Origin of the sequence: Arthrospiribacter ruber (assembly GCF_019343195.1) — a bacterium.
GTDB classification, from domain to species: domain Bacteria; phylum Bacteroidota; class Bacteroidia; order Cytophagales; family Cyclobacteriaceae; genus Arthrospiribacter; species Arthrospiribacter ruber.
The window spans coordinates 653,799-677,987 of the sequence record NZ_RPHB01000001.1 but is presented as its reverse complement, the minus strand read 5'-3'; the positions used below and the strand labels follow the sequence as shown (position 1 = coordinate 677,987).

17 protein-coding genes are annotated in these 24,189 nt (G+C 41.5%); 10 read left to right on the top strand and 7 right to left on the bottom strand.

The genetic code is table 11. The annotated features are described in order from the left end of the window. The first annotated feature begins 9 nt into the window (after positions 1-9). Positions 10-1,347 (top strand): sigma-54-dependent transcriptional regulator, encoded by a 1,338-nt coding sequence (locus tag EGN73_RS02620; RefSeq protein ID WP_219286823.1) that lies wholly within the window; start codon positions 10-12, stop codon positions 1,345-1,347. Here the strand turns inward: EGN73_RS02620 and EGN73_RS02615 are convergent. Both EGN73_RS02615 and EGN73_RS02610 read right to left on the bottom strand, forming a co-directional pair. Next, positions 1,344-3,866 carry a hybrid sensor histidine kinase/response regulator gene (locus EGN73_RS02615; RefSeq protein WP_219286821.1) on the bottom strand — a complete coding sequence of 841 codons (2,523 nt, stop codon included), beginning with the start codon at positions 3,864-3,866 and terminating at the stop codon, positions 1,344-1,346. The genes EGN73_RS02620 and EGN73_RS02615 overlap by 4 nt on opposite strands. A gap of 380 nt (positions 3,867-4,246) precedes the next feature. Further along, entirely contained in the window at positions 4,247-4,732 is a 486-nt protein-coding gene (locus tag EGN73_RS02610) for a hypothetical protein (protein WP_219286819.1), read from the bottom strand. 206 nt (positions 4,733-4,938) lie between these two features. On the opposite strand from EGN73_RS02610, the gene EGN73_RS02605 reads away from it, so the two are divergent. Next, a complete protein-coding gene (locus EGN73_RS02605) occupies positions 4,939-6,276 on the top strand; it encodes a mechanosensitive ion channel family protein (RefSeq protein WP_219286817.1) in 1,338 nt (445 codons plus the stop codon). 40 nt (positions 6,277-6,316) lie between these two features. After that, positions 6,317-8,407, top strand: coding sequence for a glycogen debranching protein GlgX (gene glgX / locus EGN73_RS02600; RefSeq protein ID WP_219286815.1), 2,091 nt, complete (start codon positions 6,317-6,319; stop codon positions 8,405-8,407). A 3-nt stretch (positions 8,408-8,410) separates the two neighbouring features. Here glgX and EGN73_RS02595 read toward each other — a convergent pair whose 3' ends face one another. Beyond that, positions 8,411-9,556: a methionine aminotransferase gene (locus tag EGN73_RS02595; RefSeq protein ID WP_219286813.1), complete on the bottom strand. Its 1,146-nt coding sequence runs from the start codon at positions 9,554-9,556 to the stop codon at positions 8,411-8,413. A 71-nt stretch (positions 9,557-9,627) separates the two neighbouring features. Further along, positions 9,628-10,989 carry an APC family permease gene (locus EGN73_RS02590; RefSeq protein WP_343207071.1) on the bottom strand — a complete coding sequence of 454 codons (1,362 nt, stop codon included), beginning with the start codon at positions 10,987-10,989 and terminating at the stop codon, positions 9,628-9,630. 175 nt (positions 10,990-11,164) lie between these two features. Between EGN73_RS02590 and EGN73_RS02585 the strand changes: the two genes are divergently transcribed. The 4 genes from EGN73_RS02585 to EGN73_RS02570 all read left to right on the top strand — a co-directional run bounded on the left by EGN73_RS02585 (position 11,165) and on the right by EGN73_RS02570 (position 15,494). After that, positions 11,165-12,115 carry an arginase gene (locus EGN73_RS02585; protein ID WP_219286811.1) on the top strand — a complete coding sequence of 317 codons (951 nt, stop codon included), beginning with the start codon at positions 11,165-11,167 and terminating at the stop codon, positions 12,113-12,115. Between the two features lie 21 nt (positions 12,116-12,136). Further along, complete coding sequence (gene argS, locus EGN73_RS02580; RefSeq protein WP_219286809.1) at positions 12,137-13,927, top strand: arginine--tRNA ligase; 1,791 nt, start codon at positions 12,137-12,139, stop codon at positions 13,925-13,927. A 6-nt stretch (positions 13,928-13,933) separates the two neighbouring features. Continuing rightward, the gene (locus tag EGN73_RS02575) at positions 13,934-14,506 is read left to right on the top strand and encodes a glutathione peroxidase (protein ID WP_219286807.1); all 573 of its coding nucleotides are present in this window, start codon (positions 13,934-13,936) and stop codon (positions 14,504-14,506) included. 76 nt (positions 14,507-14,582) lie between these two features. Further along, the gene (locus EGN73_RS02570; protein ID WP_219287001.1) at positions 14,583-15,494 is read left to right on the top strand and encodes a 1,4-dihydroxy-2-naphthoate polyprenyltransferase; all 912 of its coding nucleotides are present in this window, start codon (positions 14,583-14,585) and stop codon (positions 15,492-15,494) included. A 914-nt stretch (positions 15,495-16,408) separates the two neighbouring features. Here EGN73_RS02570 and EGN73_RS02565 read toward each other — a convergent pair. Then, positions 16,409-17,806: a hypothetical protein gene (locus tag EGN73_RS02565; RefSeq protein ID WP_219286805.1), complete on the bottom strand. Its 1,398-nt coding sequence runs from the start codon at positions 17,804-17,806 to the stop codon at positions 16,409-16,411. A gap of 182 nt (positions 17,807-17,988) precedes the next feature. Here EGN73_RS02565 and EGN73_RS02560 point away from each other — a divergent pair, with 182 nt between their 5' ends. Beyond that, entirely contained in the window at positions 17,989-18,858 is an 870-nt protein-coding gene (locus tag EGN73_RS02560; protein WP_219286803.1) for an alpha/beta hydrolase, read from the top strand. Between the two features lie 54 nt (positions 18,859-18,912). Then, positions 18,913-19,887 (top strand): gliding motility protein GldB-related protein, encoded by a 975-nt coding sequence (locus EGN73_RS02555; protein ID WP_219286801.1) that lies wholly within the window; start codon positions 18,913-18,915, stop codon positions 19,885-19,887. A 58-nt stretch (positions 19,888-19,945) separates the two neighbouring features. On the opposite strand, the gene EGN73_RS02550 is transcribed toward EGN73_RS02555, so the two are convergent. Together EGN73_RS02550 and EGN73_RS02545 are read right to left on the bottom strand one after the other, a co-directional pair. Further along, positions 19,946-20,884, bottom strand: coding sequence for a DUF4097 family beta strand repeat-containing protein (locus EGN73_RS02550; protein WP_219286799.1), 939 nt, complete (start codon positions 20,882-20,884; stop codon positions 19,946-19,948). A gap of 138 nt (positions 20,885-21,022) precedes the next feature. After that, complete coding sequence (locus EGN73_RS02545; protein ID WP_219286797.1) at positions 21,023-21,778, bottom strand: NUDIX hydrolase; 756 nt, start codon at positions 21,776-21,778, stop codon at positions 21,023-21,025. A 143-nt stretch (positions 21,779-21,921) separates the two neighbouring features. On the opposite strand from EGN73_RS02545, the gene EGN73_RS02540 reads away from it, so the two are divergent. After that, entirely contained in the window at positions 21,922-24,021 is a 2,100-nt protein-coding gene (locus tag EGN73_RS02540) for a M28 family peptidase (RefSeq protein WP_219286795.1), read from the top strand. Positions 24,022-24,189: the final 168 nt, after the last annotated feature.

Genomic DNA, 24,189 nt, shown 5'->3' with positions numbered 1-24,189 from the left:
AATATCCACATGTCCAAAATACTTTTAATAGAAGATGACCTTTCATACGCGAGAATTATCCAGAGATTTTTGGAAAAAAATGGCTTTGAGGTCAAAACATGTGAAAAAGTAAAATCCGCCATTACCTTGCTAAAAACATCCTGGCCAAAACTGGTCATAACAGATTACAGACTACCGGATGGAAATGGAATGGAAATCTTGGAATTTGTCAAAAAATATCAGCCGGAGACTGCCGTAATCCTGATCACCAATTATTCCGATATCCGCATTGCTGTAAAAGCCATGAAAATGGGGGCAAGCGAATATATCACCAAACCCATTGATCCTGATGAACTGCTTGAGACGGTGAAAGAGGCGTTCGAAAGTCCTGTTCAACCTTCCCAAGTGATGGTCAGTACACCGTCCCTGCCTTTGGAGTACATACAAGGAAGCAGTAATATGGCGCAGCAGCTCGAGGAACACATAGAACTTGTAGCCCCGACTGACCTTTCTGTCATGATATTGGGGGAAACAGGCACAGGAAAGGAGTTTGTAGCAAAAAGAATCCATCAGAAATCAAAAAGAAATGAGCAGCCCTTCGTCGCCATAGATTGTGGTGCACTGAGCAATGAATTGGCAGCAAGCGAACTTTTCGGCCACATAAAAGGCTCATTTACCGGAGCCCTTGAAGACAAAGTAGGACACTTTGAGTATGCAAATGGTGGGACCTTGTTTTTGGATGAAGTTGGCAACTTGGACTATGAGGTGCAGCTCAAACTGCTGAGGGCCATTCAGGAGCGGTCAATAAGAAAAATCGGTAGCAACCAGGAAATCCCTGTAGACATAAGGATCATAGCCGCGACAAACGAACAACTTAAAGCAGGTGAATTGGGCAGCACATTCAGAGAAGACTTGTTCCATAGACTGAACGAGTTTTCACTTCAGATACTGCCTCTAAGAGATAGAAAAGAAGACTTGGAAGCATTTGTAAAGCATTTCATACAGAGCAGCAATACCAGACTTGGTAGGGAAATTACCGATTTGGATGAAGAAGTCATGGATGTTTTCCGTTCCTACTCTTGGCCGGGCAATCTCAGAGAACTCAAGAATATAGTCCGAAGGGCTGTTCTTCTTGCCAAAGGAAGCGTCATCACAACAGACTTGCTTCCCAAGGAACTGACATCAAATGCTGGCTCATCGGAGATGAATATAACTGGTACTTTTAAAGAAAGTATGGTAATGAGGGAAAAAGAGAATATTCTGAAAGCTTTGGAATTTTGTAAAAATAACAAGAGTCAAGCTGCCAAAATGCTTGGCATGGACAGAAAAACACTTTATAACAAATTGGATAAATATGGACTGACCTAGGCTTTCTGAGACAGGTCAAAATCCTTTTCCAACACCTCTAGACTGACTTTGATTTCTTTGGCCAGCATACCCAGATTTTCTTTTACCCCTTCTGTTTTACCATCTTTGATACTTACTTCTATCTCTTTGGCCAGTTCTCCAGCTTTCATTTTGATCTGACGAAGGCGGCTGGAAAGCTGATGGGTGATTTCTCTGATGGAAGAGAAGTCTTCTTCCTTTTTGGCTATCTCTAATTTTTGCAGGTCTGTTTTGGTGGTATCCACGATATCACCCAAGACCTCAATAAGCATTTCCTCATCCCCCATGCAGAATTTTTCGAGGTCTGTGAGGTCATAAGAGGTCTTATTTTCCTGATGAAAATCGTGCTGATCTGCCGTTTCCAATGCCATTTTCACAGGTTCCAAGTCCAATTGCTCTGCTACCCTTTTGATAAAATGATCCTCTTTGAAAGGCTTGAGAATGATCCCGTTAAACCCTACATTGGTAAGCTTGCTCTTTTCGTCCGCAAAGACATTGGCCGTGATGGCAAGAATAGGTAAATTTTGATACCTGGGATTTTCTCTCAGCATAGATAGTACTTCTATTCCGGATACTTCCGGCATCTGAATATCCAGGATGGCAAGGTCAAAGTCATGGTCATACATGAAATCTTTACTGAAATATAAGCCACCCGGATAGCTTTCTACCTGTGCCCCTTTGGTTTCCAATAGCAACCTGATCAGCTTTATCCCTATCTGATCATCGTCGACCACAAGGATTTTTATGCCGCTCAGGTCATAATCATGCAGTTCATTTTCCATATTTTCCACTTCCCGGGGGCTTGTGGTCTCCAGAGGAAGCACAACTTCTATGCATGTACCCTTCTTTTCTTCACTTTCCACTTTAATTTCACCAGCCTGCAAATCGACCAGCCTTTTGATAATGGTCAATCCAAGACCAGTGCCTCCAAACTGACGTGTAATCGAAGTATCTCCTTGGTCAAATTCACGGAAAATGTTCTTTTTCACATTATCTGTCATTCCCATACCTGTATCCTCTACTTTTAATAGGAGCATTTGGTCTTCTGTATAGTGTACGGTCACGGTAATCCCACCTTCTTTAGTGAATTTGATCGCGTTGGAAAGAAGGTTATTCAATATCTGATTGATTCTCAGTGCATCTCCCAAAAGCCATTTGTTTTCCGGCAGCTTGATGTCCCAATTGAAATACAGCTCCTTTTCCTCAGCTTTGAAGGAAAAGAAACTTTTTATGGATAAGAACAGACTCATTGGGTCAAAGGGATTTTTTTCTATGGTCAGTTTTCCTGCTTCCAGTTTTGAAAAATCCAGAATATCATTCACGATACCTATTAATGTTTCTGAAGCAAACCCTATCATTTGCACAAACTCCTTTTGCTGTTCATTGAGTGGCGATTTTTGAATGGCCTGTTGATATCCTTGTATGGCATGAAGGGGATTACGGATTTCGTGGCTCATGTTGGCCAAAAAGTCCTGCTTGGCCTTAGCAAGGTTTTCTGAGTGGATTTTGGCTTCTTCCAGCTGTCTCCTGTATTTATTGGCTTTATTCACCTCATTCAATATACTGTATATAAAACCTACAGAACCCAAAATACCGATAAAAACCAATACGGAAAGGATGATGGAGACCGTATAGGTAAGGCCATAGGCGGATTGGTTCTTATCTCTATACGCAATCAGCAACTCTCTCTGCATATTGGAAATCAAGCCTTGTACCTCCGAAAAAACTTCCTTGTTTTTTTCGATCAGTTTATTTTCCAAAAAGACAAATTCCTGCTGTAACCTCTGCTCATCAGCGAACATTTCCGTCATAAACGAGCGAAGGGCCTCCAGGGCATTTTCAGCATTTTGAATTGCTTCAGGGTCGCTTGATTCCTCTTCCTGCACTTCATCAAGGTCTTTGACGATACCTAGGAGTTCTTCTTCGTAACTTTTTGCCGTTTCTTCCTTTTCCTTCAGCGTACGGGCAGGAGGATCTATGCGCGAAAGTTCAGACAAAAAATCCCTTTTCCTTACCCTACCTAAAAACCTCATCTCAGTCTGCTCCTGTTGACGCTTGATACTTCTTTCAATGTTTTTGAGGGCCTCTTCACTGAATGTCCTGCTGGTAAGGTTATACCTAACTTCTTCCAAACCGGCATGTACTACCATCAGTTCTGAGATATTCATACTGATTTTGTCAAAACTTTCCAGCTCCACGCTATCCGTTGAGTTGGCCCTGAACCATTCCAGCCTTTGTTTGATTCTTTCTGTGGTCTCCTCCAAGACCGAATCCTTGTCAGCTGTTCTTTCGGTTTTGGAAACATCCAGGAGATAGATGTCTGCTAAAAGTCCATTTAATTGACGGAGCTTTTCATTTGGTTCTGAAAGGTTTTCTACTGTATTGAGTAAGTTTCTAATGCTGAAAAAAGTAATAGCTGATACTGACACCACTAGAAAAGAGGCGAGCACAAAACCCAAAACAACTTTACTACGGAGCTTGATTTTATTTCCTGACTTCATGGATTCATTAGATTTGCTGAAAAATACCTATCCATATCTTTTTCAGAATGGCTTTCAGCAAATTACAAAACAATTATCGTTCCTGTAATTGTTTAAGTAAGGAGAATAAAATTAGACATGTATGTCCGAAATTAGACCAGTAGCCAATTTAAAGCTGGTTTAAATAAACCCGACACTAATTGACGCCAGTTATTCTTTGAAATTAGATCCGCCACGACAAGTTACTAGTCTTACTTTGTCAGGTAAGAACAAGAAAAAACCTGCCAGGTTTCTTTCTGAAATGATAAAAAATAAATCTGTTTTGGCCTCTAAACCTGGCAGGTTTGACCTAATCTGCTACTTTGACAAAGCAGAACTAATATTTAAAAAACTGAATTAAATCAAGCCATCAACTCCTTATACAAAAATTTCTCTTCAGCTTTTTTCAGCTTTTCTACTTCAATCACACGCTTGAGAACCTTTTTAAACCTCTTTTCATTGGCCAACACTTCAAAAATACCTTTCAAATATGCCAGAACTTTTGGCTCATGGTGTTGGTAAAATTTCAGGTTGAACCTGTCCAACTCTTTTTCATAATCCAAAACAAGCACTTCCGGTTGACCCAATGCAAGAAGTCCCTGAAGTATGCTTTTCACTTCTCTAAAGTCATCTGTCAAATTAAGGTAATAGACCTGAAAATTTTTATTTGCTTCAGGAAAATTGGGGAAATTAAAGTTTGTTTTTTCCAATACTCCTAAAACTCCCTTCTCTTCCAGCAGCATCTCCACACTTAAATATGTTGTGCCAATTGGGGAATTTTTACTCACTTCCTTGAAAGTGAAATCAGATTGGTAAGAAGCAGAAGATTGAAGACCGGAAACTGACATGAGCATTTGATTTAATAGTAATAACGTTTCAAATGTAAAAGGGATAAATCAATTTTCCTAATTACCCTATAATTTTTATAGGGTAATAATAAAAAATAATTGCCCCCACCTTGAAAACGGCCTTAGCGGAAATTTGTAGTGACCTTGGGCTGTGGTATAAATTTTACCGATATTTGCCACCTGATTAAATCAAGCTATTGGAAAAGATGGAGGAGCAAAGACATTACATATTGATGGATTACATAGAAAAGTGGGTAGAAACCATGCTGTTGGAATCAGGGGTAAGTCATGAAACTGAGATCTATCTCAGGCTTTTGATACTTTTATTTGGCACCTTGTTTCTGGCAGGTCTTGTTTACCTGATTACCAAAAAAATCGTTATCCATTACATATATAAAGCATTCCGAAAATCACCTATTTCCTGGGATGATGTATTGGCAGACCAACAGGTATTCAACCACGTGGCCCATTTGTTACCTGCAATATTGATCAGGGAATTGACCCAAAGTATTTTCAGGGATTTTGACTACTGGAGCCCAATAGTTATCAAAATCACAGATGCCTACCTTGCCATAGTTACCTTACTTTTGGTGTTGGCCTTTTTGAAGGTGATTGAGTTTGGTTTTTCCAAAAAGGAAGCCTTTCAGGACAAACCACTCACCAGTTATTTCCAGCTTATAAGGATCATCCTGTATATTGCCACAGCCATTATGGTGCTTTCCATCCTTATGGGACGCTCCCCTATTTATTTCCTGAGCGCATTTGGTGCCATGACAGCCATTCTTATGTTAGTATTCAAGGACACCATATTGGGTCTGGTAGCGAGTGTGCAAATGTCCGCCAATGACATGGTAAGGGTCGGCGATTGGGTCGAGATGCCCAATTTCAATGCAGACGGAGATGTGGTTGCCATGAACCTCAATACAGTCAAAGTCCAAAACTGGGACAAGACCATCACTACCATTCCTACTTATTATTTCATTACCAACAGTTTCAAAAACTGGAGAGGCATGGTAGAAAGTGGTGGACGCAGGATTAAAAGATCCATTTTCATCAATAGTCAGACGGTAAAATTTGTAGATCCTGAAAAAAGAGAGTTTTTCAAAAGATTCCATCTATTATCTGAATTTATAGAAAAAAGACAGAAAGAAATAGAGGAATACAACCTGTCCAAAAAACTGGATCAGGACATCCTGATCAATGGCCGTAGAATGACCAATATTGGGGTTTTTAGATACTATTTGGAAGCTTACCTTCGCCATCACCCCCATATCCGGCAGGACATGACCATTATGGTGCGTCAGATGCCTGTAGGTGATGATGGCATTCCTATGGAAATTTATTGCTTTACCGACACTACAAAATGGGGCGAATATGAAGCCATACAGTCTGATATTTTTGACCACATTTTGGCTTCTGTTAAATTCTTCGACCTTGAAGTTTTCCAAGAACCTACCGGAAATGATTTTATCAGGGCTGCGGAAAAGTTCAGAGAAATGCCCCAATCTAAAAAAAGCTTGGAGATTAAAAATCATGATAATTGAATCAATACCGTTTAGCTAAGACTACAAGCTATTTCAACAAATGGAGCATCCAAAAACTTTGAGATTCAAAGCAACACCTGGTCAGAGTTTTCCGATAGGTCCTACACTCAGCAGCACAGGGGTAAATTTTTGTATTTTCTCAAAAAATGCCACTCTGGTAGAGCTGTTGATCTTTGAACATACCAATGACGTATTTCCTTCGGAGGTTTTTCCTCTGGATCCACAAAAAAACAAGACCTACCACTATTGGCATATCTTCCTGGAAGGGGCCCATGAAGGACTTATCTACGGATACCGCATCCATGGACCTTATGAACCGCACCTTGGACACAGGTTTGATGCTTCCAAAGTCATTTTGGATCCTTACGCAAAGGCAGTTGTTTTTCCCAAAAAATTCTTTCGAAAACCCCTGTCCAAGCTGGGCGAAGGTGGATTGCCCTTCTTAAAAAATGTGGTTACAGATCTTTCCAATTATGATTGGGAGGATGACAAGCATCCAAGAACTCCATTTTCAAGGACAGTCATCTATGAACTTCATGTGGGCGGATTTACCAAAGACCCATCCTCGGGGGTTTCAGAGAACAAAAGAGGCACTTTTCTGGGATTGATTGAAAAAATACCTTATCTCAAAGAACTTGGCATTACCGCCGTAGAACTTTTACCTGTTTTTCAGTTTGACAAACAAGATGCTCCTGAAGGACTAACTAACCACTGGGGCTACAGTCCAATTTCTTTTTTTGCTCCACACCAGAGCTACAGTACCCAGCCCAATTCCCTTGCCGTACTGGATGAGTTTCGGGACATGGTCAAGGCCCTACACCGGGCCAATATTGAAGTCATCTTAGATGTAGTCTACAACCATACCGGTGAAAACAAGGAAGATGGTCCTACTTACAGCTTTAGAGGTATAGACAACAGCATTTATTATCTTTTGGAGAAAGAGGATAAATCGAAGTATAAGAACTATTCAGGAACAGGAAATACACTAAACGCCAACCAGTCAATTGTCAGAAGGCTGATCCTTTCCAGTCTTCATTTTTGGGTTAGGGACATGCATGTAGACGGGTTCAGGTTTGATCTGGCCTCCATCCTTTCAAGAGATGAGAACGGCAAACCACTGGAAAACCCTCCCATTCTTTGGGATATTGAGTCAGACCCCATCTTGGCAGGCACCAAGCTGATCGCTGAGGCTTGGGATGCTGCAGGTCTTTATCAGGTGGGTAATTTCACAGGGGATTCCTGGAAGGAATGGAATGGAAAATTCAGGGACGATGTCCGGAGTTTCCTTAGGGGTGACGAAGGAAAAGTAAGCAGTTTTGTGACCAGAATCATTGGAAGTCCTGACCTCTATGCTGCCAAAAATAGGGAAGCTGAGCAAAGTATCAACTTCATTACCTGTCATGATGGATTTACCATGCAGGATTTGGTGTCCTACAACAAAAAACACAATTTAGCCAACAAAGAGGGCAACAGAGACGGGCACAATGACAACCTGAGCTGGAACTTTGGTACAGAGGGTCCCTCGGAGGATCCTTTTATCCTGAATTTACGGAAAAGGCAGGTGAAAAATTTCCATGCTATAAACATCCTCTCATTGGGAGCACCCATGCTCCTGATGGGTGACGAATTGGGACATAGTCAAAATGGCAACAACAATGCTTATTGTCAGGACAATGAACTTACCTGGATCAATTGGAACCTGCTGGAAAAAAACAAGGAACTTTTTCGATTCGTAAAAATCCTGATCCAGAAAAAACTCAAAAGAGAGAATGCACAACCAGGTTTCAATCTGAATTTACCGGAATTTCTGACACAAGCTATGATCACTTGGCATGGAGTAAGACTTGATCAGCCAGATTGGTCCAAAAAATCCCATAGCATTGCAATGACCATTACCTCCATAAGCCGTAAGGTTGCCATGCACTATATGATCAATGCGTATACACATGCCTTGGATTTTGAACTGCCCAAGCATATTGATGGAAAGGAAATCACGTGGAAAAGATGGCTTGACACTTCTTTACCTAGCCCGGAAGACATCTGTCTTTGGGCAGATGCGCCACCTATTTCTGAAGATTCGTATCATTTGCACGAGCACAGCATCGCCATTTTGATCTGTGCTATTCGCTAAGTCTCAAAACAAACCCGACTGAAGCAGTTTAAGTGCCTTTTCCAATTCATTATCCTCCTTGGCAAAGCAAAACCTGAGTATTTTGTGGTCCCTTTTGTCATGGTAAAATACAGACGTCGGGATACAGGCCACTCCTACTTCCTTGGCCATCCTGACTGCAAGATCATAATCTGATTCATCAGAAAGGTGCCCATAGGATGCACATTGGAAAAAACTTCCTTCAGCTGGTGTAAATTTCAATCCTGTACTTTCCAGTCCTTTACAGAAAAGGTCTCTTTTTTCCTCGTAAAAAAACCTGAGATAAAGGTATCTCGAAGGATCTTCCATGTAATCTGCCAAGGCATACTGAATGGGTGTCACTGTACTGAAAGTCAAAAACTGGTGGATTTTTCGGAACTCTGCACTCAACTTTTTCGGGGCCAGACAGAACCCGATCTTCCATCCTGTTATGTGGAAGGTTTTCCCGAATGATCCGCAGGCAAATGTTATTTTCCTCAATTCAGGATGGGTAAAAAGGGGGATGTGTGCTTTCCCTTCAAAAACTATATGTTCGTATACATCATCCGATACGATATAAATCTCTCTGCCCCTAACCAGATCTGCAAGCGTATCAATATCATTTTGGGTCCATACATAGCCTCCGGGATTATGTGGGGTATTGACCATGATCAGGCGCGTTTTGGGAGTAATGGCTTTTTCGACTTTTTCCCAATCCACAGAAAAATCAGGGATATTCAAGGCCACATACACCGGAACACCGCCATTGAGCCTGACAGCAGGTTCATAGCTGTCATATGCAGGTTCCAGCAAAATCACCTCATCTCCTGGTCGTACTACAGCTGTGATGGCCGCGTATAAAGCTTCAGTGGCACCCGACACAATGGTCACTTCTTCTTCCTGATCATAATCCACATCATATACAGAGAGGGTTTTCTTGGCCAATCTATTTCTCAGAGCGGGCACACCACTCATAGGGGCATACTGATTGTAGCCTTCATTCATATACTTGGTAACGAGATCCTGCAAGTATGGATAGCAATCAAACCCCGGATACCCCTGTGAGAGGTTGATGGCTTTATGATCAGCAGCCAACTTAGACATCACTGTAAAAATAGTCGTACCGACCTGAGGTAATTTGGACTTTATCATTTTGGTAATTGTGGATGATTTTTTTCTCAAACTAACCAATTTCTTCAAAATGAAAAATAAAATATAATCATTTATTCTTCCTTCATTATTCTACTATCAAAAAGATAAAGAATGGCACCAAATGCAACTACACCTAGACCAAATAGGCTTTCCATTGGTCTTTCATACAGCACAAAACCCATGACCCACAGGCTAAATACAATGTATATGTATTGAAGGATGGGTTTAAAGGGAGTTTGAAATCCAACAATAGACCTAACTTTAAGGGAAGCTGCTATGGTAAGGGTACCCATAAGTTGCAAAACCAAGCCTGTATAGACCAATACTGATTCAAATGACCCTGTCAGCACTAAGAGTAAGCTGATGGAAGCATTGAACCAAATTGCACGGACAGGAATCCCTTTTTTATTTTCCTTGGCCAAAGGTTGCCATAGTCTGTAGTCCTGGGCCATGGCCTGGGTAATACGTGGACCTACCCAAGTATATCCACTGATGGTAGCCAACAACTGTATACCGATAAACAAACTTACCCAAAATACGCCGCTTTGTCCAAAGAGATTTCCAAAAGCTACGGTAGCCACATCTACCTGACCTTGGAGATCTTCCAGCCTGGCATGCTTCAGGAAAACCAGCTGCAACAATACATACAAGACCATTACCAAAAGACTGGCACTCACCAATGCCTTGGGAAGGCTTTTGGAAGGTTCTTTGATTTCTCCGATAATATAAGCGGCAGAGTTCCAACCGGTATATGCAAAAAACACATAAACCAGTGAAACGGCAAATCCCGGTTTCAATAAATCCCCCGACCATCCGGATGTAAAATCCAATGCATTGGCATCCAATGTTGGTTGATGTACAAAACCAAGAACGATCAGAGCACCTACAAAAAGCAACTTGATGGCAGTGAGGACATTCTGTACCCTACCGGACTGTTTGAGGGTATAGGAATGAAAAAAGCTGATCAGTAAAATCACGGCAATTCCCATCCCAAAGCTTGCATTTGGTCCTATTATAGGTTGCCAATAAGCTGCCATGGCCATAGCTGCTATTGCGATTGGGGCAGAAAAGCCTACTCCCAGAGATATCCAGGCATAAATGTATCCTACGCTTGGGTGGATGATTTGGGATAAAAACACATAATCCCCACCTGATCTCTTGAAGTGGGTACCCAGTTCGGCATACACAAAAGCACCGATCAGTGCCATACCCCCGCCGAGAATCCACAAGGATAAAATTGTCCATGTATTGGTATTGGAAAACAATTGAAACCCCAAACTGGTAAAAACCCCAGTTCCAACCATATTGGCTACAACAAGGGCAGCGGCTGTTTTCCAGCCGATCCGATCTTTATCAAGGACAGACATCCATGAAAAATAAGTGATCTTTTTGAAATTTTTAAAAACTGCCTCTGATATTGTTTCTAAGTACACATATTTATTTTATGTATATCCGCAATTAGACGACCTGGCAAAGAAGATAATGTTTTAGGGATTTATTATTTACCAGCCTTGAATTTCATTCCCTTGGTTCTTCTTTGGCTTATGGCTACTTTTGCGCGGATTATTTTATTTTACAGAGAGCGCATATAAACCCAATAATACTACAATGAGAAACATCAAACTGGTCGAAGTGAGGTCTGAAATAGCTGCCGGCACACGTGGAGCCAGCCTGGGCATAGATGCCTTAAAAATTGCCAGTCTGGACAAAACCTCAGACTTTTTCACAAAATTTGACCCTATCAATGTGCCCGATGCCAATAATTTTCTTTGGAGAGGAAACAAACATCCTCATGCCAAGTACATTGATGGAGTGTACCAAGTGCTAAAAAATGTCTACAACACCATAGAGTCCCTGAGAATGGAGAAAATTTTCCCGATAGTCCTGGCAGGAGATCATTCCACTGCAGCTGGGACGATTATGGGAATCAAGGCTGCCCATCCCGAAAAAAGACTTGGCGTCATTTGGATAGATGCCCATGCGGATCTCCACACTCCCTTCACCACTCCATCTGGAAATATGCACGGAATGCCATTGGCCATGTGCATTCAGACCGACAACCTCGATTGCCAGGTCAATGAACCTATGGAGGAAACCCTGCAATATTGGGAAAAAATCAAGAAAATAGGTGGAGATGCCCCAAAGATAAATGCAGAGGACATCGTCTTTATAACAGTAAGAGATACTGAGGAACCGGAAGATTACCTCATTCAAAAATACGGCATCAAAAACTTCCCTACTTCTGAGGTAAGACAAAAAGGTGTGGCCCAAATTGCCAGAGAGGCTTTGGAAAGGTTGAAAAGCTGCGATCAGATCTATATTTCTTTTGATGTGGACAGCCTGGATTCTTCCATTTCTGTGGGCACGGGAACTCCCGTTCCGGATGGATTGTCAGTAGAAGAGGCTTTACAGCTCAATGCCGAATTGATCAAGGACAAAAGGGTCTGCTGTTGGGAAATCGTAGAAGTCAACCCAACCTTGGACTCTGAAAACCTAATGGCAGAAAATGCCTTTGACATATTGGAAGCAACCACACAATCTCTCGTCGAAAATTTCTAAGAAAAACATATTAAACCAAACATGGAACTTCAGGAAAAGATCATCATTACCCTAAAAGAAGCATTCAAATCACTTTTTGATCATGACCTCACTGTCGAAGACCTGTCCCTCCAGCCTACTAGAAAAGAGTTTGAGGGCACTTTCACCTTTGTGGTTTTTCCATTTCTGCGGGTGACCAAACTCAACCCGGAAGCATCCGGTAACAAGCTTGGGGAATACCTGGTAGAGCATTGTGATGAAGTCATCGCTTTCAATGTGGTCAAGGGATTTTTGAACATCTCTGTAAGTGAATCTTCATGGATGTCCGTTTTCCAAAACATCTACGCCAATCCCAACCCTGCTTTACTTCCCTCCAATGGCAAGAAAGTGATGGTGGAGTACAGCAGCCCCAACACCAACAAGCCGCTGCATTTAGGACATTTGAGGAATAATTTTCTGGGATTTGCTGTGTCCCAAATCCTTGAAGCCAACGGCTATGAGGTGATCAAAGCCAATTTGGTCAATGACCGCGGAATTCACATCTGCAAGTCTATGGTGGCCTATAAGCACTTTGGCAATGAAGAAACTCCGGAATCCAGTGGCTTGAAAGGAGATCACTTGGCAGGGAAATATTATGTCATTTTTGACAAAGAATACAAGAAGCAAATCAACGAACTGAAGTCTCAGGGACAAACAGAGGAAGAAGCAAAGAAGAATGCTCCACTGATGATGGAAGCTCAGGAAATGCTCAGGCTATGGGAAGCGGGAGAACCCAAGACGGTTGGACTCTGGAAAAAAATGAACAACTGGGTGTACGAGGGATTTGAGCAGACCTACAAGAAAATGGGGGTCAGCTTTGATAAATTCTACTATGAATCAGACACCTACCTTTTGGGCAAAGACATCGTAGAAGAAGGCCTGAAAAAAGGTGTGTTTTTCAAAAAGGAAAACGGATCGGTATGGGTAGACCTTACAGATGAAGGCTTGGACGAGAAACTTGTTCTGAGAGCAGATGGCACTTCTGTTTACATCACCCAGGACCTTGGAACGGCGGATTTGAAATACAATGATTTCAGTATTGATAAATCCGTGTATGTGGTCGGGAATGAGCAGGATTATCATTTTGATGTGCTTTTCAAAATCATGCGAAAGCTGGGCAGACCCTATGGAGATGGTCTGCACCATCTTTCTTATGGGATGGTGGACCTCCCTACCGGAAAAATGAAATCCAGGGAAGGAACCGTGGTGGATGCCGATGACCTGATTCAGGAAATGATAGATACTGCCGAAAGCCACACCAAGGAACTTGGAAAAATAGACGGCTTCAGCGAAGATGAGGCCAATTCCCTTTATGAAACCCTAGGTTTGGGTGCCCTGAAGTATTTCTTGCTTAAAGTAGACCCTAAGAAAAGAATGCTTTTCAATCCCCAGGAATCAATAGAATTCCAAGGTAACACCGGGCCTTTTATCCAATACTCCCATGCAAGAATCGCCTCTATTTTGAGAAAAGCCAATCAGGTGGGCATTGATTACAGAACGGATGGATTTGATGGATTGACCAAGCTAGAGCCTACAGAAAGAGACCTGATTGTATTGCTGAATGACTTTGGAAAAAAACTCAGGCTGGCTGCTGAGGACTATTCTCCGGCTATCATCGCCCAGTACCTGTTTGATTTGGCCAAAGAATACAACAGGTTTTATGCAGAACTTTCTATCTTCAACGAAGCTGATACCAAAGTCCAGTCATTTAGAATTGCACTTTCTGCCCAGACAGCAAAAACAATCAAGGCAGGCATGAAGTTACTTGGAATAAATGTCCCAGACAGAATGTAATTTACTATGAAAAACATCTATTCAATCCTTATCCTTCTTGTATTGGCCTGCACATCCAGTGCCATCAAAGAAAATCCCCTATCCCCAAATGAAGAAATTATGGAAAAATCTATCTATGACTTCAAGATCAATGATATTGATGGAAAAGAAGTTGACTTCTCCCAGTTCAAGGGCAAGAAGCTACTTTTGGTCAATGTGGCTTCCAAATGCGGCTACACCCCTCAATACGCCGACCTTCAAAAACTTCATGAATTACATGGGGACAAAGTGACCATCATAGGTTTTCCTGCCAATAATTTTGGCGGTCAGGAACCCGGAAGCAATGATGAAATCAAGCAGTTCTGTTCAGAAAATTATGGTGTCACCTTCAAAATGATGGACAAGGTTTCTGTCAAAGGAGTGGATAAGCACCCTCTTTACAGGTGGCTTTCCGACAAAGACCTCAATGGCTGGAATGACAAAGAACCAAGTTGGAATTTCTGTAAGTACCTGATTGATGAAGAGGGTAAACTGGTGAAGTTTTTCCCATCTTCCGTAAATCCGGTTTCTGAAGAAATCACCTCTTTGATTGCAGCTTAAGTTACATTCATTTCCCATTTATGACCTGTTTTCTTTATTGGAAACAGGTCTTTTTATTAGTTTTACAGAAAAAACAGTGGACATTTCCCTTACCAGCAAAAAACAAGCTTGGCTTCATGCCATCAGACTGCGAACTTTACCTTTGGCCTTATCCAGTATTTTGATGGGGTCATTTTTAGCAGCATATCATGGCCAGTTTATCTGGGAAGTATTCCTATTGGCATCCCTCACAACGATCTTCCTGCAAGTACTTTCCAATCTGGCCAATGACTATGGGGACAGCGTACACGGTGCAGACAGTCTGGACAGAAAAGGACCAATCAGGGCTGTGCAGTCTGGGGTGATTTCCCTGAATGAAATGAAACAGGCCATGATTATTTTGGGTGTTTTGTCCTTTCTTTCCGGGCTGAGCTTGTTGTATATTTCACTTGGGGACTGGAAATTGTTCTTTTTGTTTCTTGGTCTGGGTTTGCTGGCCATATATGCTGCTGTCACGTATACCTCAGGCAGCAAGCCTTATGGCTATATCGGTCTTGGGGATATCTCGGTCTTTATTTTTTTTGGTCTCTTGGGAGTAGCCGGCACTTATTTCCTTCATACGCTCAGTTTCGATCTGATCATATTGCTGCCAGCTATTGCGCTGGGTTGCTTTAGCACAGCTGTTTTGAATATCAATAATATCAGGGACATTGACTCTGATATTTTGGCCGGCAAGAGGTCTATTCCTGTTCGTATCGGGAGAAAAGCTGCTGTTTCTTACAACTGGGCTTTGATACTGTTGGGCAATCTTTTACTTCCAGTATTTACTTTCTATACCAGTCAATGGACGGTGATGCTTGCATGGCTGGTATTGCCTTTTATGCTTTATATTGGAATGGGTATTCAGCGGAAAAAAGAAGCTGCGGAGCTGGATCCTTTTTTGAAAAAAATGGCCATTTCCACCTTAATATGGGTTCTTCTGTTTGGTTTGGGTTTGGTAATCGCTTAAAGCACAATGGAAAGCGCCGAGGCCTTCTCGATGGTTTCTTATTTCCCCTAAGTTTTGCTGATATCGCAGGAATTACCCTAACCCTTGAGGTATTTCAATCCTCGAGGGTTTTTTCATGTGCCAGCAAATAGCCTCAGTATTGTTTCATGCCACGAGCGCAACGACTCCGCAACGGACGGCAACGAAAACTGATTTGGTTCAAGACTTAATCTTGGACCCTTTTAGTGTCTTTCCGGCCCCTGTTAGTGTCTTCACTAACAGCTTTCTCTTTCCCATCAATTTCGCTTAACGCTTAACACTTAACCCTTAACTCCTTTTCACTAATAACTATTCACTCTTCACTTTTACCTCCCGCAGATCACGCTGATATCGCAGATTTTTGGATAATATCTAGGAATAATATCTATGAATATCTACCAGTATCCATCAATATCCCAATCCCTTGACTTAGAAACCAAGCATTCAACTTAGTCAAACCAATATTTCAATTTATCCCGAATCGTTTCACTCTCGGGATCTCCGCTTCACTTCGATTTCAATTAAACATCACCCCAAATCAATTAAACAGTTAATCAATTCCACAATTAACCAATTCCAAATTTAAACAATCCCCTCCGTATTCGCCTCTTCTCATCCACGGCCCACCATCCTCTTTCCCGTATCCACTTATCCCTCGGCCGTGCAATGGCCTTTGATTTACGATGACTATGGGTTGCGGCGCAAAACGGTTTGAGAAAATTAATGGTTGATTACGCGCCTTACCCATGGCTACCAACAGGCAGCCCCCTTGGGGCTATTAATTCATCCTTCCTCCATCATCCTTCATCCTTTTCATTTTACCCTCAACAACCTACCCTCATCAGTTAATCAATTACACAATTAAACCTTTTCCCTTTCCCGGGTTCCCCGTTTCTTTACGATTTCGCATACCTCTTTTTTCCTAAAAAAATCAAAGCTGACGCAGCTAAAAAAACAATGATGTAGATGTAATAAACCAATTCGCTCTGCATCAGACCAAAATGCTGAAAATACCTTTGGGCTATCCAACTATCAGTATTTTGAAGAATATATTGATCTAAATCCTCGACATTGATTTTAAACCAAAATTTCGAAAGCAACAAACTCAATAAAGAGAGAACCCATATATCCTTATTGACCAAAGAATACCTTCGTAGTCCTTTTAGCACCAGTAAGACCATAAAGGGTATTGCTTGAACCCACCAATAAGCATCTGCATAAAAAACCAATATCATTATCAGAATAAAAACCACCATAAAGCCCAAACCTAGTTTCCCCGCTTCTCTGCAAATCCTGGAAAAAAATACAAGAATAATAGGTATCAATATTCCATAAAAAGCAAATTGACTGATCAAAAACATTAGTGGTCTTTCAGCCCCTTGTACCGCAATCCCTTTGAGGAAGTCCACTATTCCAAATTCCGACTTCCCTACAGATAGCAGGGAAATAATCAGAAAATAAACAGCTACACTTGTCGCAAGGTAAGCAAGTCTCTCTGGCTTCATCCGCTTTTGCAATAGCTGGAATGATTTAATCCATGAAACCCCTGATGCATTAAGGCCGAAATAAACCATAGATGCCAAAGTTAAAAGCCCCAAACCAAACCAAATTACGCCATGCTCCGTCCCTGTAAAATAAACACCTATCAAAGTCAGTACACAGCACAGGACTGTGGGAATAAGGTAAATGCCCAACAAGGAATTTTCATTTTCCCTGAATACGATTTTGTCACTGGGTAAGAATATCAAAACCATTCCTATTGGGAACAAGGTAGGCCAGACAAAGCCTCCGATCAGAGATACCAAAAACAATTTGGTTTTTTCGTAACGAATGAAATAATTGGCTTGCCCGATTCCCAGGACCAATGCAAAAAGACCTGGATGAAATGCTTCATACCAAGATATTTTTAGGACAAGGAAATTCCCAAACAACAAAACAAAACCCAGAATCTCCATGCTGACAGAAGACCTGAGCTTTTTGGTGAGCTTGAAATACCAATAACAACCTAGCAGCAAAATGAGAAAATTAAAAATCAATATCCCATGTAAGAGACTTTCAGGGTCCATGTCAAAATCAAAAATGACAAAAATGGAATTGACCAAAGCATAGGGCAGAATCCGGTGTATGACAAAAGCATCGTATCCTTCATCATCAAACTGATCGGTAAAACCCTCTGCAACAATCCGTAGAGGAACTCCTTCCAAGCCTGCACCTTCATTGATGGGGACTTTTTCACCTTGAATCTGAAACACAACTACTGCCAATAGAATGGCAATGAGTAAAAACCTGATCATGGACAAAAAACACTTAAAAGGGTGATTGATTTGCAGGGCTCAATTTAGGACAAAGTAGTTTAAAAAAAAGCAGCTTCTGTTTTTTCACCTCAAAAGTTTCGTAATTCACACGAATAATTCACCATTTGTAAGTTATCCTGTACATTTCATTCTAATACTCTATTACTTCAAAACAAAAAACAATGACCAAAACCTATTTTAACCTATTCTTCCTTTTGGTGCTCTGCTTCAGTGCAAAAGCCCAGACCGACACCATCGAGGTATACTCCAAGGCCATGGATAAAACTCTTAAAGCAGCTGTGGTGCGCCCTGCGGGTTATAATGCAAAGGGAAAGGCCTTGCCCAGCATTTATGTGCTTCACGGAGGTTCGGGAGCTTTTTCAGATTGGCATGACAAAGTGACCAAGCCTGGACTCCTTCAAAACTTGGCCGACCAATATGAGGTTCTTATAGTCACTCCCGGTGTAGGGCCCTCTTCCTACTATTGGGACAGCCCCAATCAGGATTCTGTAAGGTATGAGACATATATTTCACAGGAACTTATCCCCTATGTAGACCAGACTTACAATACCATCAAAAACCGGGAAGGCCGGGCCATAACAGGATTATCCATGGGAGGACACGGCTCCATGCTTATTTCTTCCAAGCATCCTGAGCTTTTTATTGCTGCAGGAAGCATGAGCGGCGTGATGAATATAGATGTGAGTCTTTGGAAGGTTGATGAAAATTTTGCCAATACTATCCTTCAAAGAACTTTAGCGTCTATTGGAGACTTCAGGAGAGAGGCACCTTTTTCTGAATTCACCGCTGTAGGACTTACTGACAGAATGAAGGACAATGGCATCGCTATTCTTATAGATTGTGGAGTGGATGATTTTCTGATTGCTACCAATAGGCAGATCCATCAGATTTTACTTGACAAAAACGTCGATCACGAATACACCGAAAGACCCGGGGCCCACACCTGGGAATATTGGACAGAAGCATTGCCTGCACATTTTCTTTTTATAAACAGAGAGTTTGATAAGAGACTGGGAAGAAACCAAAATTGATTTTAACTCTAGGAAGCTAAGTATATATTTGTCTGCTAATAAGCTAAATGTCAAATGAAGTTTCCACTTGCTGAACATAAATATTTCATGCTCTTTATGGTACAAGTCTTACTGAGCATGAAATTATATGGGCAAAATCCCCCGATCATAATCCATTCTGATATTGACAGGTTTTGGGTAGCCTATGACCAGCTGAAGGATTCCAACAACTACCAAGATTCTGTTTTCAGCATACAAACCCATTACATTGACAAAGCTTCGCCTGGTTTGCGTGAGTTTATCAAAGCCCGTGACATTTCAGCAGAATCCTTGATCAATAGGATCAAAACAGCCCCAAATTACTGGGAAACTGTACGGCCAAATACATATTTGGTAAAAAACTATCAAAAGGAAATTGCATCACAGCTGGACCTTTTTCGTTCGGAACTCAAATCCTTCAGAGACCCCATGATTTGCTTTGCCATAGGGCAACTTTCAACTGGTGGTACTGTTAAAGGCAGATGGCTTTTGATAGGTACGGAAATGGTGACTTCGGACAGCTTGACTGACAAGTCTCAACTAACTGACTGGCATAAAAATGTATTGCCCAAAGAGCCAAAAATACTGGAATTTACGGCCCACGAGCTGGTCCATACCCAGCAGAGATTTGGCTTGGGGTATATCATTGGATATTTTAGAAACAGGCTTTTGACCATGACCATCACCGAAGGCGCTGCTGATTTCGTGTCATATACCATTACCGGACTCAATATCAATGAAGATATCTATCCCTATGGATATGAAAATGAGGAAGCCCTATGGAAGGAATTTTCAGAAGAAATGTATGGAAATGCATATTTAAAATGGCTTTATGGAGGGGATTCCAATAAAGATAGGCCTGCGGACTTAGGTTACTTTATAGGTTTTAGAATCTGCGAGGCATACTACAATCAGGCGAAAAACAAGAAGAGAGCGCTCAATAAAATTGTCAAAACCAATAATTATCGCAGGTTATTGAGAAAAAGTGGTTATGCAGAGAAATTTGATTGAAGTACAAAATAAGCTTCAAGCCCTGCTCTTTAAAGCAGGGCTATATTCAATATTTATTTCACTTAAATTCCAGCTTTACTGAACCTCCGGCACTGGCCATAGCCACTGGAATTCCTCCACCATTAAGTTTACCCCTTACCGTATTAGATGAGATTTCCCCCTCGAAATTTTCCAATTTTATTCTTGAAGAAGTCCCGCTCAGGTTAAGGTCCATTCCTTCGCCTTTGGGCAATACAGCTGTTATTCCTCCACCGCTTGTCTTTAAGTTAACTTCTCCTTCTAAGCTCACCAGATTGGCGCGGATACTTCCTCCTGATGTATTGGCCGTCAAGCTACCTGCTATATCCTCCAGTGTAAGGCTTCCACCTGACGAACTGACTTTAAGGCTCCCTACCAAATCAGAGACTTTTATCGAACCTCCACTAGAGGCAATGTCCAAATTCCCTACAAAGCTGGACACAGAAAAACTCCCACCAGAACTCTTGGCATCAAAACCTCCGGCACAATCTATCACCTGAATGCTTCCCCCGCTACTGGCCAAAGAATGATTCCCATCCAATCCCACAAGGGAAATGCTTCCTCCAGCAGATTTTAATTTTGCAGATGTCCTTTCAGGCACGAAGAGTTCAAATCTGAAATTCAGATTGTTCCGTCCTGAACTCCAGCCTATCCTGCTTCTTGTTTTCATCTCTACGAAAATCAGATCACCATTTTGACCAATGTTAAAATCTATGTCTTCCAGTAAAGCCGCAATATCAGATTGGAATGGATCTACTGGCTTTCCATTTCTCGTCACAAATACATCGACCTGAACCTGATCATACTCCCATGATTCTACCTGAATACTTGCCCCTGCAGTGGTCATGTCTATTTGAGCATCACCAGAGACATCAAACAATTCAGAAATGTAAGGATCATTATTGATGGGACTTTTGGCCATGACTACCATTGGCAAGGCCATAAAATAAGCGAGAAAGATATAAACAGCGTGTTTCATAGTTTTTGAATTGATGTGTGTCTACAAAGTATACGAGTTTTATGCCAGTTGAAAAAAAGGCCTCACAATGCTCAAAATGCGCGATAACTCAATAGCAACTGCTACATACTGTACGTTTTTTGTTCGTATTCGAACAAATCAGATAAAAAACAATCCTCCGTCTTCCAATACCTCCTTATATCTCTTTTGATCAAATTTATACAAATAGGGTGATTTATGCGCTACACCTTTTTTGACTTCTTTGAGGCGGATCACAATTCCGGTTTTTAGGATCTTTTTCTGAAAATTCCTTGGGTCAATTTTTTTATCCAAAATTGCCTCGTACATGCGCTGCATATCCGGCATGGTAAATTTTTCCGGCAAGAGATTAAGTCCTATTGGCTGAAAACTCAATTCTAGCCGAAGTGCCTTTAAGCCTTTGTTCAGAATGTCATTATGATCAAAAAGTAATTCAGGAACATCTATGAGGTCATACCACTCGCATTTATCTGTAAACTTGTCAGGATTGGGGAACACCTTTTCATAATCTACCAAGGCATAATAGCCTATAGACACTACTCTTTCCTGAAAAACCTCCTCATCCAACATGTGGGACAATTTCTTCTGTAAAGCCAGATTATCGTACCTTTTGACCTTTCCGAAAGTATGAAACTGTCTCAAAAATATCTTATCCAGTCCAGTACGCTCTTTAAGAACCCTTACTGCGGCATCATCTACGGATTCATCTTGTTTGACAAAGCCGCCTGGCAAGCTATACTCTTCCAACCCTTTCCATTTCAGAAGCAGCACTTTCAATGTACTGTCGTGAAATCCAAAAATAACACAATCCAAACTTAACTGGGGGATGACATCTAAACTATCATCTGCTCCGCTTTTTTTATTTTTTTCCGACATTTCCTGAAATTGAGGCTCTAATTAAAAGCAGAATATTTAAAATTACTAATCAAAACAAAAATACACCATTCAAAAATTAAGATCATTGCCACTTTGGTGAATGGATATATTTGTAATACAACATGACCAACCTTTAAGAATATATGATCAAACATCTATTATCCTCATGTACACTTGGTATTTTGCTCAGTACCACTTCTTTTGCTCAAAGTATAGATGGTTTTGCAAAGTCAAGTGAAGACAAGCAAAAATCAGTAGAAACCAAATTCAAGGAATCTGTAGACTTTGGCAGGTTCAAAACCCACCTAGAAGCCATCACTTCTGATCCACACCCGGCAGGAAGTACTGCAAATGATAAGGTAAAAGATTACATGGCTGAATCCATGAAGAAAGCAGGTTGGGATGTGAAAATCTACCCTTATGACGTGTATCTTACCATTGGCCAGGGTGAATCTGCCGTAGAATTAGTGACACCTATAAGACAGCCCCTCAACCAACAAGAATACGTATTGCCTGACAACCCCTACTCTTTGCATCCGGATCTGAAAAAAGGCTGGAATGCATTTTCCGGAAGTGGTGATGTGACCGCAGAAGTTGTTTATGTCAACTATGGCACCAAAGCAGATTTTGAGAAACTCAAAAAAGAGGGGATTGATGTAAAAGGTAAAATCGCCATTGCCAGGTATGGCGCCAACTTCCGTGGATATAAAGCCAAGTTTGCTGAAGAGTATGGAGCTGCCGGCTTGATAATCTATACAGACCCCGGAGATGCCGGATACATGAAAGGCCTGGTTTATCCTGATGGCCTCTATTACAATGAAAGTTCAATACAAAGAGGGTCCTTGCTCACCGCTCCATGGACCGGAGATGCGCTGACACCTTTTGAACCGGCATTACCCTTAGATGGTAAAACAAAAGTAAAAAGAATCACTCCAGAAGAAGCTGGACTCCACACCATTCCTGTAACGCCAATACCTTATGGATCTGCAAAAGAGATTTTTTCCAGGATGAAAGGAAAACCTGTATCAGGAGACTGGCAGGGTGGTCTGCCTTATACCTACAGGTATGATGGTGGAGAAGAACTTCTGGTCAGGTTGATGGTCGATCAAGAAAGGGGTTATGTCAGGGCAAACAATGTGATAGGCACGTTAAAAGGCGAAACCAATCCAGACGAATGGGTGATCTTAGGTTGTCATTTTGATGCTTGGTCATTTGGTTCCACAGATCCTAATTCAGGAACTGCCATGCTTTTGAGTATGGCAGAGACTTTGGGCAAAATGGCAGAGCAGGGCAATAAACCTGGAAGATCAATTATGATCGCACATTGGGATGCCGAGGAACATGGGGTAATAGGATCCACAGAATGGGTAGAGCAGTTAAGAGAGGAACTCGGAGCAAAAGCTGTGGCATATATCAACCTTGATGCAGCTGTGGCAGGACGGCACTTTGGAGGATCTGCCTCACCATCAATGAAAAAAATCATGATGGACGCAGCAAAAGAAGTAGCCTATCCGGACTCTTCCAAAACCGTTTATGAGGTTTGGGCTAGGGGCAATGAGGAGCCAAATATCGGAAATTTAGGAGGGGGATCAGACCACATTGCCTTCTATATGCATGTAGGTATACCTTCTATCAATGCTGGTGCGGGTGGACCTACCCTATACCATACCAACTATGACGATCTCTATTTCTATGAAAACTTCGCTGACCCAACATGGAAAATGGGCGGTACTGTAGAGCAGGTAATTGGAATCATGGCTTTGAGATTGGCAAATGCAGATCTAATCCCTTATCAGTTGAGCAGGTATGCCAAGGATTTGCAAACCCATTTTGAAAGTGCAGAAAAGCAGGTAAAAGGATTTGAAAAAGAATTTGCAGGTTTCACCAAATCAGTAAAAGCCATTGAAGAGCTAAAATCAGCATCTGAAAACCTCGAATCAAAAATTGAATCAGCTCTGGCATCCGGTGCACTTGATGCCAAAAAAGCCAGATCCATCAACAAGGATCTGATGACCTTGGAAAAAAGCTTTATCGATCCTAAAGGCATGTATTTTGGAGATTGGTACAGGTCTCTTTATGCCTCTACAGATCCTTTTAGCGGATATGCTTCTTGGGTACTTCCAGGGATACAATATGAAATCGAACTCAAATCAAGCGAAAAATTAGAAGAATGGGATGAGCGCTACTCAGCGGCCATTCAGGACCTTAAAAAGAAAATGGAAGCCCTTGCTTCAAAAATCTAAAAAAAAAAATGCCGGATTTTCATCCGGCTTTTTTTATTTGGCTAATGAGGATTAGATAATAGTGATTAGTGGATAGTGAATTGTAAATAGTAAGAAGTTAATAGTTAAAAATTAATGCCGTGTAGTGGATAGAGAGCTTTGCTGAATGTAGGCGGCAATCGACAGACC